General features: G+C 51.1%; 11 protein-coding genes. 9 read left to right on the top strand and 2 right to left on the bottom strand.

Features of this window, described 5'->3' with window-relative positions:
* Positions 1-43: 43 nt before the first annotated feature.
* Positions 44-3,607, top strand: coding sequence for a pyruvate:ferredoxin (flavodoxin) oxidoreductase (gene nifJ / locus BARVI_RS05300; protein WP_025278238.1), 3,564 nt, complete (start codon positions 44-46; stop codon positions 3,605-3,607).
* 209 nt (positions 3,608-3,816) lie between these two features.
* Entirely contained in the window at positions 3,817-7,119 is a 3,303-nt protein-coding gene (locus BARVI_RS05295) for a chitobiase/beta-hexosaminidase C-terminal domain-containing protein (RefSeq protein WP_025278237.1), read from the top strand.
* Positions 7,120-7,297: 178 nt separating this feature from the next.
* Here BARVI_RS05295 and BARVI_RS05290 read toward each other — a convergent pair whose 3' ends face one another.
* On the bottom strand, positions 7,298-7,996 hold the full coding sequence (locus tag BARVI_RS05290; RefSeq protein ID WP_025278236.1) for a Crp/Fnr family transcriptional regulator: 699 nt from the start codon (positions 7,994-7,996) through the stop codon (positions 7,298-7,300).
* A 209-nt stretch (positions 7,997-8,205) separates the two neighbouring features.
* Between BARVI_RS05290 and BARVI_RS05285 the strand changes: the two genes are divergently transcribed.
* The 7 genes from BARVI_RS05285 (at position 8,206) to BARVI_RS05255 (ending at position 16,240) form a co-directional block, all read left to right on the top strand.
* On the top strand, positions 8,206-8,799 hold the full coding sequence (locus BARVI_RS05285; RefSeq protein ID WP_025278235.1) for a MarC family protein: 594 nt from the start codon (positions 8,206-8,208) through the stop codon (positions 8,797-8,799).
* Between the two features lie 336 nt (positions 8,800-9,135).
* Positions 9,136-11,082: a glycogen debranching enzyme N-terminal domain-containing protein gene (locus BARVI_RS05280; RefSeq protein WP_025278234.1), complete on the top strand. Its 1,947-nt coding sequence runs from the start codon at positions 9,136-9,138 to the stop codon at positions 11,080-11,082.
* Between the two features lie 19 nt (positions 11,083-11,101).
* Positions 11,102-12,370 (top strand): glycosyltransferase family 4 protein, encoded by a 1,269-nt coding sequence (locus BARVI_RS05275; RefSeq protein WP_025278233.1) that lies wholly within the window; start codon positions 11,102-11,104, stop codon positions 12,368-12,370.
* 19 nt (positions 12,371-12,389) lie between these two features.
* Complete coding sequence (locus tag BARVI_RS05270) at positions 12,390-13,763, top strand: glycoside hydrolase family 57 protein (protein WP_025278232.1); 1,374 nt, start codon at positions 12,390-12,392, stop codon at positions 13,761-13,763.
* A gap of 166 nt (positions 13,764-13,929) precedes the next feature.
* Complete coding sequence (locus tag BARVI_RS05265; protein ID WP_025278231.1) at positions 13,930-14,799, top strand: nucleoside phosphorylase; 870 nt, start codon at positions 13,930-13,932, stop codon at positions 14,797-14,799.
* Between the two features lie 202 nt (positions 14,800-15,001).
* Entirely contained in the window at positions 15,002-15,604 is a 603-nt protein-coding gene (locus tag BARVI_RS05260) for a hypothetical protein (protein ID WP_157232542.1), read from the top strand.
* Between the two features lie 42 nt (positions 15,605-15,646).
* Positions 15,647-16,240: a hypothetical protein gene (locus BARVI_RS05255; RefSeq protein WP_157232541.1), complete on the top strand. Its 594-nt coding sequence runs from the start codon at positions 15,647-15,649 to the stop codon at positions 16,238-16,240.
* An 82-nt stretch (positions 16,241-16,322) separates the two neighbouring features.
* Here BARVI_RS05255 and rpsO read toward each other — a convergent pair whose 3' ends face one another.
* Entirely contained in the window at positions 16,323-16,598 is a 276-nt protein-coding gene (gene rpsO / locus BARVI_RS05250; RefSeq protein ID WP_025278228.1) for a 30S ribosomal protein S15, read from the bottom strand.
* Positions 16,599-16,736 lie beyond the last annotated feature (138 nt).

Genomic DNA, 16,736 nt, shown 5'->3' with positions numbered 1-16,736 from the left:
TGGAAAACGAAAAAACAATATTATTTACTTAATAACAGAAAAGATGAGTAAACAAAAAAAATTCTTAACCTGTGATGGTAACCAAGCCGCTGCACATATCTCGTATATGTTTTCCGAGGTGGCTGCCATCTATCCTATCACTCCCTCTTCGACGATGGCCGAGTATGTAGACGAATGGGCTGCTGCCGGACGTAAAAACATCTTTGGCGAGACCGTTCTCGTGCAGGAGATGCAATCCGAGGGTGGTGCTGCCGGAGCCGTTCATGGTTCTTTGCAGGCTGGTGCCTTGACGACTACTTACACCGCATCGCAAGGCCTTTTGCTGATGATTCCCAACATGTACAAGATTGCCGGTGAGTTGCTGCCCTGTGTGTTCCATGTATCGGCTCGTACATTGGCTTCTCACTCACTCTCTATTTTCGGTGACCACCAAGATGTGATGTCGACCCGTCAGACCGGTTTCGCCATGTTGTGCGAAGGTTCGGTACAAGAGGTAATGGATTTGGCCGGTGTTGCCCACCTGTCGACCATTCGTTCGCGTGTGCCCTTCGTCAACTTCTTCGACGGATTCCGTACTTCGCACGAGATTCAGAAAATCGAGGCTCTCGATAACGAAGATCTGGCTCCGCTCATCGACCAGGAGGCCTTGGCCGAGTTCCGTGCCCGCGCTTTGAACCCCGAGAAACCGGTTATGCGCGGTATGGCCGAGAACCCCGATACCTTCTTCCAACACCGCGAAGCCTCCAACAAGTTCTACGAGGCCGTGCCCGCTATCGTGGAAGACTATATGCAGAAGATCAACGAAATCACAGGTCGTGACTATCACCTGTTCAACTACTACGGTGCCGAAGATGCCGATCGCGTAATCATCGCCATGGGTTCGGTAACCGAGGCTGCCCGCGAAGCCATCGACTACCTCATGGCCAAAGGCGAGAAGGTAGGTTTGGTAGCCGTTCACCTGTATCGTCCTTTCTCGGCCGAGCACTTCCTGTCCGTGATGCCCAAGACGGTAAAACGCGTGGCTGTTCTCGACCGTACCAAAGAGCCCGGCTCGAACGGCGAACCGCTCTACCTCGATGTCAAGGACGTATTCTACGGCAAGGCCGATGCCCCGCTTATCGTAGGCGGTCGTTACGGTTTGGCCTCGAAAGATACCACTCCCACGCAAATCCTCTCGGTATACGAGAACCTCGCTTTGCCCGAGCCTAAAAATCACTTCACCATCGGTATCGTCGACGACGTTACCTTCACCTCGCTGCCCCCGAAAGAGGAGCTTGCCCTTGGTGGCGAAGGTATGTTCGAAGCCAAATTCTATGGCTTGGGTGCCGACGGTACGGTAGGAGCCAACAAGAACTCGGTAAAAATCATCGGCGACAACACCGACAAATATTGCCAGGCTTATTTCTCGTACGACTCGAAGAAATCGGGTGGTTTCACCTGCTCGCACCTGCGTTTCGGCGATACCCCCATTCGTTCGACCTATCTGGTAAATACGCCTAACTTCGTTGCCTGTCACGTTCAGGCCTACTTGCACATGTACGACGTATTGCGCGGTATCCGTCCTAACGGTACCTTCCTGCTCAATACCATCTGGACGGCCGACGAGCTGGTAAAACACTTGCCCAACAACGTAAAACGCACGTTGGCTCAGAAGAACATCTCGTTCTATACCATCAACGCTACCAAGATTGCTCAGGAAATCGGGTTGGGCAACCGCACCAACACCATTCTGCAATCGGCCTTCTTCCGCATCACAGAGGTTATCCCCGTCGACCTGGCCATCGAGCAGATGAAGAAATTCATCGTGAAGTCGTATGGCAAGAAGGGCGAAGATGTGGTAAACAAGAACTATGCTGCCGTTGACCGTGGCGGTGAATACGAAAAAGTGGCCGTAGATCCCGCATGGGCCAACCTCCCCGACGACGAAGTCGTAGAGAGCAAAGCTCCCGAATTTGTCGAGAAGGTAGTGAAAGTCATCAACGCACAGGCCGGCGACGACCTGCCCGTATCGGCCTTCTCGGGTATCGAGGACGGTACCTGGCCTGCCGGAACCGCCAAATATGAGAAACGCGGTGTGTCGACCTTCGTACCGGTATGGAACAATCAGAACTGTATCCAATGTAACAAGTGTGCCTACGTTTGTCCTCACGCTTCGATTCGTCCGTTCGTTCTCGATGCAGACGAGCTCGCCGCTTCTCCTTTCAAAGAGGGCGAGACGCTCGAGATGAAGGTGCCCGCCACGATGAAGGGTATGCACTTCCGCATGCAGGTCGACGTGCTTGACTGTCTGGGTTGCGGCAACTGCGTCGATGTATGTCCGGGCAACAAGAACGGCAAGGCCCTTTCGATGGTCGACCTCGAAAGTCAGTTGAGCGAAGCTCCCCGCTGGGACTATTGCGCCGACCACGTGAAGAGCAAACAACACCTGGTAGACATCAAGTCGAATGTGAAGAACTCGCAGTTTGCCACTCCGCTGTTTGAATTCTCGGGAGCCTGCTCGGGTTGCGGTGAGACACCGTATGTGAAACTGATTTCGCAACTCTTCGGCGACCGCGAAATGGTATCCAACGCCACGGGTTGTTCGTCGATCTACTCGGGTTCGATTCCTTCGACTCCTTATACCACCAACGAGAAAGGCAAAGGTGTGGCTTGGGCCAACTCGCTGTTCGAGGATTTCTGCGAATTTGGTCTGGGTATGACGCTCGCCGTAGAGAAGATGCGCGACCGTCTGGAAAAACTCATGAAACAGGCTATCGAAAGTGACGGCTGCCCGGCCGAAACGAAGGAGCTCTTTGCCGACTGGATTGCCAATCGGGAAGACACCGATCGCACCGTCGAGCTCGAAGCCAAGATTACACCTATCGTAAAAGCCAATGCCGACAAGTGCGACATCTGCAAGGAGATTGCTTCGCTCAGCCAGTACCTCATCAAGAAATCGCAATGGATTATCGGTGGTGACGGTGCTTCGTACGATATCGGTTTCGGCGGTCTCGACCACGTATTGGCATCGGGCAAGAATGTCAACGTACTGGTACTCGATACCGAGGTTTACTCCAACACCGGTGGTCAGGCCTCGAAGGCAACCCCGATGGGAGCCATCGCCAAGTTTGCCGCTTCGGGTAAACGCGTCCGCAAGAAAGACCTGGGGCTTATCGCTTCGACCTACGGCTATGTATATTGTGCACAAGTAGCCATGGGTGCCGACCAGGCTCAGACCTTGAAGGCTATCCGTGAAGCCGAGGCTTACAACGGACCTTCGATCATCATCGCCTATGCACCCTGTATCAACCACGGCTTGAAAGCCGGTATGGGTAAGGCTCAGGCCGAAGAGGCTGCTGCCGTAGCTTGCGGTTACTGGCACCTGTGGCGTTACAACCCCGAGTTGGAAGCCGAGGGCAAGAACCCCTTCACGCTCGACAGCAAAGAGCCCGACTGGTCGAAGTTCCAAGACTTCCTCAAAGGTGAGGTTCGTTTTGCTTCGGTGATGAAACAATATCCTAATGAAGCAGCCGAACTGTTCAAAGCAGCCGAAGACAATGCCAAATGGCGTTACAACAATTACCGTCGTCTGGCCAAACAGCAATGGGGTGTAGAACAGGAAGATTAAGAAGCGCTCATTTGACCGTTTAATAGATAGAAGCCCGGGGCATTTGTCCCGGGCTTCTTTTATATGTATGTACTGCTGATGATGGTATCATATTGAAAAATGGAACATTATACAAATTTAAGAATGAAATATTTTTTTTATTTTATATTAAAATTTTAGTATAATATTTGTATATTCGCGGCGGATCTTATTTTAATATTATAGATATCATGAAGTTAACCAATTTCTTATTGACCGCAGGTATACTGTTGACGAGCTACACTGCGGCTTTTTCTCAGCCTAATAGCTTTATCGAGTTTAATGGGACTGACCAGTATGCTGAGATTCCTTCGCACGAAGATTTTAACATCGATGCGAATGAAAGTTTTTCGATCACTTGTTGGGTTAATGTCGATGCATTGATAAATGGCCAACGGTTCGTCTCTCGCCGGGTACTGGGAGAGAATCCCCAAACCACGGGCTATGAATTGTGGGGCGGCGGCAGCAGCACGCAGTACTATGCTGTGAATACGCCTGTTGCCGGGGAGAGTGGCAATATTTTCTCCGACTGGTGTAACGTAGGAACAGGAACAACAGGTACTTGGATGCACTTGGCCATGGTTATCAACCGGGCCGACAATACGGTATCTCTTTATCGCGATGGCCAGCAGGGCAATTGGAAGCAAAATGCTGCACTTAATTCGTGGACCGTGGTCAACAACAACCCCATTTATTTGGGCTGTGGTTCTACTACTGGCACACCCGATCATCTGATGGACGGTAAGTTGGCCAATGTTCGTTTTTGGAGCAAGGCCTTGACTGCCGCCGAGGTGGCCGCCGATATGACTGCTACGGTCGGGCCTGATACCGAAGCCTTGATTGCCGCTTACGACTTTGCCAACATATCGGGTTTGACTGTCCCCGACATCAGCGGCCATGGTCACGATGCTACCCTTTCGGGATTCGATCCCGTGGGCTCGGACGTTGCCATTTATTCGGCTACCTCCAAAGCCGATACCAACTTTACCGGACGCGGAAATACCAACGAGATTGCCTCTTCGATGGCCGTTGCTATTACCGGGCAAGAGGGTACCTATACGTTCGGTAACCTTTCGCTCGATTTGACCGGTACGACCAACGTACAGGATATTACCGCTATCAAGGTATACATGACCGATCAAAATTCGTTCGATCCCCGCAAGGCCGGTGAGGCTGAACTTTTGGGAACTTGTACCCCCACCGAAAACACCGTAGAGTGTGCGCTTACTGGCGAAAGTCCCGTAGGAACCAAGTATCTGTGGGTAACTTTCGATGTGTCCGAGACGGCTGCCGAGGGTAACCGCGTAGCCATCAAGCCCACCATGCTCGACGAGAAAGCCGTGAGCGCCATAACCACGGGCAGCCGTGAAATTCTGTTGGGCCGTACCCTGCTTTTCGCCCCCGGCGATTATGGTTCGGTGGCTTACCGTATCCCCGGCATCATTACGGCTTGGGACGGTTCGCTTGTAGCCATTACCGACAAACGGAAATATAACCAGAGTGATATTCCCGAGGATATTGATATCGTGGTGCGCCGCAGTACCGACAACGGTAAGACATGGAGCGAGCCTGTAACTATGGCACAAGGTACGGGCCAGTATCATGGCTATGGCGACGCCGCTATCGTAAGAACCAATACCGAGAATGAATTGCTCTGCATCTTCATCGGTGGCAACGGACTGTTTGCCTCGACGACTTCCAACCGTATCAGAACCTATATCTCGCGCAGTACCGACAATGGCCAATCGTGGAGTGCCCCCCAAGATATTACCGACCAGATTTTCAGAGGCGAGCGTGCTTCGTGGACTGCTTCGTTCTGCGCTGCCGGTAACGGTTTGAAAACCCGCAACGGTGTGCTGATGTTTGTGGCTGCCATGCGTCACGATTCGGGTAATACACTTTACAATCATGTGGTTTATTCGAATGATAACGGTGTGACATGGAATGTATCGAATTGTGCTATGGTAGGCGGTGACGAATCGAAAGTGGTAGAGCTGAACGACGGCCGCATCTTGATGAGTGTCCGTCGCCAGTCGAAGGGTGCCCGCTATTACACGATTTCGGACAATGTACCCTCGACGACCGAGGCCGTTAGCTGGACTCAAAAAAACACCTCTACCGTCAGCTCGTGGGCCGAGATGGTTGAGCCCGCCTGCAACGGCGATATCGTAAGATACACTTCGACGCTCGACGGTTATGACAAGGACCGTATCCTCCACACGTTGCCCAACGATGGTGCCAATCGGCAGAACCTCACCGTGTTCCTGAGCTACGACGAAGGACGTACCTGGTCGGTGAAGAAGTCGATTTGTCCTACCGGATCGGCCTATTCGTCGATTGCTATTCTCGAAGACGGTACGATAGGAGTCTATGCCGAGGAGAATTACAATACCGACAAGTACAGTACCTATTTTATGAACTTCTCGCTCGACTGGCTCACCAATCAGGCCGATACCTATATTGAACCTGGTGTTGAAGCCGTAGCCGCTCCTGTATTCTCGGTTCCTGCCGGATATTATACTGAGGCTCAGACCTTGGAGATAACTACTGCCACCGAAGGTGCTCAAATCTACTATACGCTTGATGGTTCTACTCCCACGGCCAACTCGACGCTGTATGAGGACCCCATCACCCTGAGTGAGACCGTTACCGTCAATGCCATCGCCATGAAAGAGGGTATGTCGAACAGTGTGATGACCTCGGCCGAGTACACCTTCCTGACCGAATGGGAACACCCCACGGGAACGATTCACGATACAGAATCTCGTTATGTGACCTCGGCCACGACGACCGGTGCCGTTGAGGACCTCAACTATACGCTTTCGTCCAAACCGTCGACCGTATTTATCGACACCCAGTCGGCCTTTACGGTAGAAGCCGGTCAGGAGTTTACCCTGCGTGTACAGTGTACCGAGCAGATGATTTGGTGCCATGCCGTACTCTTTGCCGACTGGAATCGCGACTTCGATTTCGACGATGAAGGTGAGATGATTACCAAGGTAGGTATCGACTCTTATGAGGACACTGATCAAACTTTGTCAGCAAACGGTAATACGATGATGAAAGACTTCTCGGTCAATATTACGGTGCCTGCCGAAGCCAAAGTGGCCGAGACCCGTTTGAGAATCCAGTTCTCCGATGCCTGGCACAACAAGTCGGCTCACGAACACACCGCCATGGACAACATCGACAAGGGTGGTTGCTACGATTTCGTGATGAACATCGAGCCTTCCAGCGACCTGCCTTCGGGTATCGACGATGATCGTACCGCACACACGATGGTCTATCCCACGCTCTTTACCGAGGGTGTAACCCTGTTTGCCACAGGCAATGGCGAAGCTCGCATCTTCGACCTGGCCGGCCGGTTGTTGAGCCGTGTCGAGGTGAGCGAAGGTGAGAACTACATCGAGGGAACCACTCTCCCCGCCGGTAGCCTGATTATGGTTGTGACGACGGACGAAGGCACCAAGAGTTTCCGCGTAGTGAAGAAATAAAAGGTTCCCGGCTGAGCCGGTAGCCTGAACGATAAACGAAGAGCCCCCAAAGCCAAATGGCTTTGGGGGCTCTTTATGTCTGGAAGAAAACTCCCCGTTCAGGATTCCTCTCACTCTCATGGGGACTTTCCTCCCGCCTCTTTGGGGAGAATGTTTCTTCTCCCGTATAAAGAGGCGGTTAAAATTCGTCTTCCTGGTCGCTCCCGAGGAACAGATCTTTCAGGCGGGTACGGTCGAGGATAAGAATCTCCTTGGGATCATAGTCGATGATGCCGTTCTCTTTCAGTTCGTCGAGTGTCGACAGGAAGACCGACCGCTGTACCCCGAAGAAGGAGTAGAGGTCCTTCTGCTTGCAGATGATGCGTATGTCGGTCGATTTCTGTTGGGTGAGGCTCAGTACCCAGAAGGCCAAACGCTCCTTCAAGTCGTTCGACGAGAGTGCCGTGAAACTTTCAAGTGCCTTCTGCGACTTGCGGGAAAGGATATTCAACAGGTTGATGAGGAAGATGGGTTCCTCCTGCAACATCTGTACGACCGAGGCCTTCTCGATTTGCATGATTCCCACGGTTCCCGAGGCATACAGGTTGGCCGGGAAATAAGTGTCCCGCCCAAACAGATGCTCGGGCGCCAACACATTGGGAGCCTGTATCTTTTCCGAAATTCTCATTTTCTCGTTTTGGGTGATCAGTTCCGACCGAATCTCTCCCGAGATAAGGAATTTCAGATGGTTACATTCTTCACCACAGGTTACAATTTTTTCGCCGTCGGGGTATTTGAGAAAATGAAATTTCATCTTTTCAATCAACTCCGATATTTTATTCCGGCTCACTCCCTGGAAGATAGGGAGCTGTAATAAAACATCATACATGCTGTCCATATGCTCTCTCGATTAGATTTTTCAAATCTAACAAATTTTTTTTACTATGTTTCGTTAGAAATGCTAAAACATCTTCTTTGTTTAGAAAGTATTGATTTCTTTTTTTTTCATTAACTTTGCCTCGGTCGGACAACAGGTCCAGGCAAGCAATGACGGGCGTTTGAGCCCGGTTGAAGAGGAAAATGTTACATGCCTAAACTATATGGAATATGGATATACTGTCGTTTAACTTTCAGGATTTTCTGAGTGCATTTATTATTCTATTTGCGGTAATCGATATTACGGGCCTCACCCCGATTATTATCGACATGAAGCAAAAGGGCCACAACATCGTAGCCTGGAAAGCCGCCGTCTATTCGCTCATCACCTTCCTGGCCTTCCTCTTCATGGGAAACATAATTCTCGAACTGTTCCAGGTCGATATCTCGTCGTTTGCCATTGCCGGTGCGTTGGTTATCTTTGTGATGGCCATCGAGATGCTGTTGGGTATCGAGATTTTCAGGAACGATGGTCCTGAGGGGGCCGCCTCGATTGTGCCTATCGTCTTCCCGCTCATAGCCGGAGCCGGGTCGTTCACCACCCTGCTTTCGTTGCGGGCCCTGTATGGATTGGGCAGCATCTTGGCCGCTTTGGTTCTCAACATCGTTGTCATCTACATCGTTATCCGCAACGTCCATATTCTGGAACGGGTGTTGGGCAAGACAGGCGTATATGTGTTGCGCAAGTTCTTCGGTATTATCCTGCTGGCCCTTTCGGTGCGCATGTTCTTGCAGAACCTGGCCGTAGCACTCGAATCGTTCTGATGCCATATGATGTACAGGTGAACCGCATAATCAAACGATAGAAAGAAGCTCTCTTCTCTTCATAAAAAGGTCTCGGTTTCGGCCGGAACCTTTTTTATTTTAAAACTGTTCTAAGAGATTGATATATTGTTATTTGTAAAGATGTGTTTAAGAACATACCTTTTTCGGGAGAAAAATGTTTGCATTTTATTTCGTTATATGTTAAATTCGAGACAAATATAGGCTGTTGCCTTCTGACTCTGTGATATATTTTGCCGTTTTAGGGGAGGAAATAGCCAACCATCAGGAGAGAAATTGAGTTTTAAGAAGAGAAAGTAAGTGAAATATAATTGAGATATGAGTTATCTGAAATTTGACAAGAACCTGATGATAAACCTCGAATGGTCGCTGCCCAAGGAGATGCTGCGTACCAACAAGTCGGGGGCTTATCATTGTACGACAATCGTCGATTGCAACACCCGCAAGCAGCATGGCTTGCTGGTTATCCCCATTCCCGAGCTGGACAAGGATAACCATGTGATGCTGTCGTCGCTGGACGAGACGGTCATTCAGCACGGGGCAGCCTTTAACTTGGGTTTGCACAAGTACAAGGGCGATTGTTTCAGCCCCAATGGCCACAAGTACATTCGGGAATTTAACTGTGAGTCGGTGCCTCAGACCATGTATCGGGTAGGAGGTGTAATTCTCACCAAGGAGAAGGTGTTTGTTTCGCACGAGAACCGTATATTGATCAAATATACGCTCGTCGATGCCCACTCTCCGACGATATTGCAATTCCGGCCGTTCCTCGCCTTCCGCAATGCCAACGACTTGTGCGTGGAGAATTATGTGCTCGACCAGCGCTATGAGGAGGTGCCCAACGGGATTAGTTGCTGTCTGTATCAAGGCTATCCCCGGCTTTACATGCAGTGCAACAAGGAGCCCAAGTTTGTCTTCGACCCTCATTGGTACAAGGGAATAGAGTATATCAAGGATCAGGAACGGGGCTATCCCTATCAGGAGGACCTCTATGTACCGGGCTATTTCGAGATTCCCATCAAGAAGGGCGAGAGCATTATCTTCTCGGCCGGGACGGTTGAGGCCAAGCCGCGTTCGATGACGCGCTTGTATGACGAGGAGTTGGCCAATCGGCATCTGTGTCGTTCCAGTTTCTACAACTGCTTGAAAAATTCGGCACAGCAGTTCTATTTCAAGCAGAAGAAGGGCCACTACCTGTTGGCAGGCTATCCCTGGTTCAGAGTGCGGGCTCGCGACCAGTTCATAGCTTTGCCGGGGTGTACGTTGGCCATCGACGATGAGCAGACTTTTGAAGATGTGATGAGCTCGTCGGAGAAGGCTTTGCGCCATTTCATGACAACGGGTGAACTCGATGAGAATATCGGTGAACTCGACTTGCCCGATATTCCGTTGTGGGCCATCTGGACCGTTTATCACTATGCCAAGGAGAAGGGTATGGAGGCTTGCCGCGAGAAATACGGCCGCTTCGTGTGCGACATTCTCGACTACATCATCAAGGGTAAGCACCCCAATCTGTTCTTGCACGACAACGGGTTGCTCTACTCCAACGGCAAGGACCGGGTCATCTCGTGGATGAACGCCGTGGTCGACGGTCGGCCCGTGAATCCCCGCAGCGGTTATCTGGTAGAGTTCAACGCCTTGTGGTACAATGCGCTGAAATTTGCTGCCGCTCTCTATGCCGAGGATAAGGAACTGGCTTCGAAGGTCGAGCAGTGGAATGCCATTGCCGACAAGGCTGGTGTGTCGTTTGTCAATACCTTCCTGAACGATTACGGTTACTTGATCGACTATGTCGACGGGTCTATGTCGGATTGGAGTGTGCGTCCCAACATGCTCATTGCCCTGGCTCTCGATTACTCGCCGCTCGACAAGCGGCAGCGCAAACGGGCACTCGAAGTGGTTACGCGCGAATTGCTCACCCCCAAGGGAATCCGCACCCTCAGTCCCAAGAGCTATGGGTATAACCCCACCTACGTGGGCTCGCAAACCGAACGGGAGTACGCCTATCACCAGGGACCGGCGCGTCCGTGGCTGATGGGAGCCTATGCCGAAGCCTATCTCAAAGTATTCGGCATCAGCGGCGTGTCGTTCCTGGAACGCATGCTGATAGGGTTTGAAGACGAAATGTCGCAGACCTGCATCGGCTCCATCTCCGAGCTGTTCGACGGCAATCCGCCGTTTGCCGGCCGGGGAGCCATCAGCTATGCCGCCAACGTCGGTGAGATATTGAGAGTGTTGAAGTTATTGAAAAAGTATAATATGTAAAGCCTAAATTCCTATATCTATGAAAGCGCTTATGTTTGGTTGGGAATTTCCCCCTCATATCCTGGGAGGCTTGGGCACGGCCAGTTATGGCCTCACCAAGGGCATGGCCGAGTGTGGTGGCATTGAAATCACCTTTGTCATACCGAAACCCTATGGCGATGAGGATAAAACTTTTGCCCATATCATCGGGGCCGCCAATACCCCCGTAGCCTGGCGTGATGTCAGTTGGGACTACGTGCAGCAGCGGTATGGCTACTGCATGGATCCCCAGGAGTATTTCGACCTTCGCAGTCATATCTATGCAGATTTTAATTATCTGAAAACAAATGACCTGGGTTGTATCGAGTTTTCGGGAAGATACCCCGACAATCTCATGGAAGAGATCAACAACTACTCTATCGTGGCCGGTGTGATTGCCCGCACCGAGCAGTTCGATATTATTCATTCGCACGACTGGCTCACCTATCCGGCCGGTATCCATGCCAAGCAGGTGAGCGGGAAGCCGCTGGTGATTCATGTGCATGCAACCGACTTTGACCGCAGCCGCGGCAATGTGAACCCCACGGTCTACAATATCGAGCGCGACGGTATGTTGCATGCCGACCACATCATCACGGTGAGCAACCTCACGCGCCAGACCGTCATCGAAAAGTATCATATCGACCCGGCCAAGGTGACAACGGTGCACAATGCCGTTGAGCCGCTGAGCGACGAAATCAAGTCGATTGTGATGCCTCACAATCCCAAGGAGAAGATTGTCACCTTCCTGGGGCGTATCACCATGCAGAAGGGGCCCGAGTATTTTGTCGAGGCCGCAGCCCGTGTATTGCGTAAGACTAACAATGTGCGGTTTGTCATGGCCGGTAACGGCGATATGATGAACAAGATGATCATGCTGTCGGCTCAACGCAACATATCGGATCGTTTTCACTTTACCGGATTCCTGCGTGGACGTCAGGTCTACGAGATGTTGAAGGCGAGCGACGTGTATGTGATGCCTTCGGTATCCGAGCCCTTCGGCATCTCGCCGCTCGAAGCCATGCAGGTGGGGGTACCCTCGATTATCTCGAAGCAGTCGGGGTGTGCCGAGATCTTGACCAATGTCATCAAAATCGACTATTGGGACATCGATGCCATGGCCGATGCCATCTACTCGATCATTACCTACCCCGCCATCTATAAACAGTTGCGCGAAGAGGGCGAGCGTGAGGTAGGTGAGATTAAATGGAAATATGCCGGCCAGAAGGTGCTCGACATCTACCACAATGTGCTGCGCAATTATAATTAATGAAAAAACACAACCTCATATGAAAACCATTTGTTTCTATTTTCAGATTCATCAACCGTTTCGTCTGAAACGCTATCGTTTCTTCGACATCGGTAACGACCACTATTATTACGACGATTTTACCAACGACGATATTATCACCCGCATCGCTCAACGGTCCTATCTGCCGGCCAATGCCACGTTGCTCGAAATGATCAAGAATGCCAATGGCAAATTCAAGGTGGCTTTCTCTATCTCGGGTGTCGCTCTCGAACAGCTCGAAATCTATGTGCCCGAGTTTATCGACAGCATGAAAGAGCTGGTCAAGACCGATTGCGTGGAGATTCTCTCCGAGACCTATGCCCACTCGCTGGCCTCGCTGAGCGATCCCGAAGAGTTTAAGATTCAGGTCAAGCAACACGACGAAAAGATTGAGCAGCTCTTTGGGGTGAAGCCCAAGGTATTCCGCAATACCGAGTTGATATTCTCCGACGATATCGCCTCGATGATCGCCTCGATGGGATTCAAGGGTGCCATTACCGAAGGGGCCAAGCATATATTGGGTTGGAAGAGTCCCAACTACCTCTATTGCTCGGCGGCGGCTCCCAAACTGAAATTGCTGTTGAAGAACTACAAGATGAGCGACGATATTTCGTTCCGCTTCTCCAACTACGAGTGGAGCGACTATCCCCTCACGGCCGACAAGTTTATCTCGTGGATCAAGAACACGCCGGCCGAAGAGCCCATTGTCAACCTCTTCATGAACTACGAAACCCTGGGCGAGTTGCAACCGCGCGAGTCGGGTATCTTCGAGTTCATGAAAGCCCTGCCGCGTTTCGCCGAGCAGGAGGGCATAGGTTTCTGCACGCCTACCGAGGCCATCAGCAGGCTCAAACCGGTCGACGCCCTGTCGGTACCCTATCCCATGTCGTGGGCCGATGAGGCTCGCGATACCAGTGCCTGGTTGGGGAACACGTTGCAAAACGAGGCTTTCAGCAAACTCTATTCGGTAGCCGAGCGGGTGCGCCTGTGCGACGACCGTCGGTTGAAACAGGACTGGAACTATCTGCAAGCCAGCGACCACTTCTACTACATGTGCACCAAGTACCTTTCCGATGGAGCCGTACATAGCCATTACAGCCCCTACGACAGCCCTTATGAGGCCTTTACCAACTACATGAACGTGCTGAGCGACTTTATTGTGAGGGTTGAGGCTCAGTACCCCGAGTCGATTGAAAACGAGGAGTTGAACGCCCTGCTCACCACCATCAAGAACCAGGCTTCGGAGATAGAGATGTTGCAGAAAGAGTTGAAGTCGGCTCGTACCGAACGCCACTCCAAACGTGCCGAAGCCAAGAAGGAAAAGGAGGTCAAGTCCGAAGCTGCCAAGAAAGCGGCCGAGAAGAAGGCGTGACACGTCGTGGCCCGTACTGTGCCGGGAACGGACGTGTGAACCCCGAGTCGTTCATGGCTTTTTAGGCAAAATTAGAACAAACAATTTCGCCGATTCGCACACAATCTGTATATTCGTACCACGCCGTCCACCTGATGTCGGGCGGCGTGGTAAAATTTTTAGCAATATGAAACATTTCCCAGAGTCAGAATTTATCATCAATGCCGATGGCAGTGCCTTCCATCTGCATTTGCTCCCCGAGCAGTTGAGAGACAAGGTAATCTTGGTAGGTGACCCCGGTCGGGTCGATTTGGTCGCTTCGTTTTTCGACACCCGCGATTTCGAGGTTTCGAGCCGGGAGTTTCATACCATAGGCGGAACCTATAAAGGCAAACCGGTGATGTGCCTTTCGCATGGTATCGGTACCGACAATATCGATATTGTGGTCAACGAACTCGATGCCTTGGCCAATATCGACTTTGCCACCCGATATGAGAAACCCCAGTTCCGCCAGTTGACCCTCGTGCGGGTAGGGACCTCGGGCGGTCTTCAACCCCATGTCCCCATCGGTACGCCGGTCATTGCCGAGAAAGCTATTGGGTTCGACGGGGTGCTCAACTTCTATGCCGGGCGCAACGAAATCTGCGACCTCGACTTTGAAAAGGCTTTTTGCGAGGCCGTCAAGTGGAACCCGCTGTGGGCGGCACCTTATGTGGTCGACAGCGACCCCGAACTGGTGGCCCGCATCGGAGGCGACGACATGGTGCGGGGTGTGACCATCTCGGCCAACGGTTTCTATGGCCCACAGGGTCGCGAGCTGCGCTTGCCGCTGGCCGATCCTGAGCTGAACAAGAAAATCGAGGCCTTCAAATATGGCCGCTATGTGGTGACCAACTACGAAATGGAGAGCTCGGCCCTGGCCGGCCTGTCGAAGCTGATGGGGCACAAGGCCATGACCGTGTGCAGCATCATTGCCAACCGGGTGGCTCATCATGCCAATCCCAATTACAAGACGGCCGTTTCGGATCTGATTCAAACCGTATTGGAACGTATATAATACGACAAGGTGTATGACCGACAGCCAGAGCCGCGATTATCTTTTGATAGTCGCGGCTCAGTCGTTTATGAGACAACGTGAGATTTTTGATAAATAAAGGAGGGCATCGAGGTGATAGTATGTAAAAGAATGTTATCTTTGAGGCGTGAAGTGACTGTATTACGGTGCTGAGATAGACAAATCTTTTAATCGAATATATACAATGATCAGTTTAAGAAAAATTTCGGGGGTACTGTTGTGCCTGAGTGTGCTGCTTTCTTTTACATCGTGCGGCGAATTGATGGAGGAACTTTTTGGAGATGGAGAGGAGGACTCCATTCAGTGTAATTTCTCGACAGCCCTTGCCGGTAAGTGGAGGGTCGTAGCTGCCGGGGATATTGAAAATGTACCGGAAGAGATGGCTCATGTGAGAGAAGGGGGTGAAGTGCCCTGTTCGCTCGAGTGGATCGAATTTTCCAACGGTCAGGCTCATTTTCACTTTTCACAGCCGGTAACCCTCGATTACCTCGGCTTTGGCGGGAGTGAGAGACCCTCGACAACCATGACCGATTATACTTGTACGTGTGAACTCGACGGGAGTGGTTTCCATAATTTCGTCTTCGGGTTCAGATACGACAGCGATCGGGACAGCTATGTCGAGACCTATGCCGAGTATGATATGGGCGATACCGGAGAGATATTCTACTCGTCGGTGCGTCAGTGGGCCTATGGCAAGGACGAGGACTATGCCACCACGCTTGTGCTCTATGGCACCAATGCCGAGTGTGTCGACTTTGGCTATGAGATGAAGCGTTACGACGACTGATTGTACAAGCTATGAGTTTGTGAGTTTAATAAAAAGAAGAATATGAGACTGAAAGATAGTATATTGCGGATGCTGCTGGTCTCCCTGACGGTAGTCTCTCTGACCTCGTGCAGCGAGTTGATGGACGACCTTTTCGGGGGCGACGACGAACCCATACAAGGGAATTATACCACGGCTCTGGCCGGTAAGTGGCGGGTAGTAAAAGCCGGTTATGTCGAGAACCCGTCGGGCGAGATGGCCTATGTGGGTGAAGAACTTCCCTGTTCGATTGAGTGGATTGAGTTTTCCAACGGCCAGGCACATTTCCATTTCTCGAGTGAGGTGGTTTTGAACCGTCAAAGTCTGGGTGGGGGCACCCTCCCGTCGGAGATGATTACCGATTATACTTGCCCGTGCGACCTCGATGGCGACGGCTTCGTCGGCTTCGTGTTTGGATTTGAGTCGGAAGAAGGCAGCGCTTATCACGAGTTCTACAAAGAGTGGGTCGATCTTAGTGGCGATGGCGAGATGTTCCACTATCGGGCCAATTTGTGGGCCTATGGTCGGGACGAGGATTATGCCACTACGCTGATTCTTTACAGCGACAGTTATAGCTCGTCCAGCTATGGCTATGAAATGGAGCGTTATGACGATTGAGCGGGCCGGCACCTTCGGTAAGGATACAAAAAAAGCGATTCGTTTTCGAATCGCTTTTCTTTTTGCTGTGTAGCGTAAAGAATTACTTTCTGATACCCAGCTCTTTTTGTGCGATGATGGCACGGTAGCGGTTGATGTCGACCTTGATGAGGTAGTCGAGCAAACGACGACGTTTACCAACCAACATTTTAAGAGCTCGTTCAGTGCTATGATCTTTGTGATTTGACTTCAAGTGCTCAGTCAAATGGGCTATACGGTAGGAAAATAATGCAATCTGCGCTTCGGGTGAGCCAGTATCAGTATTGGACTTTCCGTATTTCCCAAAGATCTCTTTCTTTTTCTCAGAATCTAAGTACATTTCTTTGAGTTTTGTTGTTAATATAAATTATTGAGCGCACAAAGGTAGCTATTTGTTTTTGAGTTACAAAAAAATAAAGCCTCTTTTTTCGAGGGGGAGGGTGGAAGGTACTTTTGTGATATGCCGTGATGAGCCCGA

Origin of the sequence: Barnesiella viscericola DSM 18177 (assembly GCF_000512915.1) — a bacterium.
Classification (GTDB): domain Bacteria; phylum Bacteroidota; class Bacteroidia; order Bacteroidales; family Barnesiellaceae; genus Barnesiella; species Barnesiella viscericola.
This window is presented reverse-complemented; position numbering and strand designations above follow the sequence as displayed.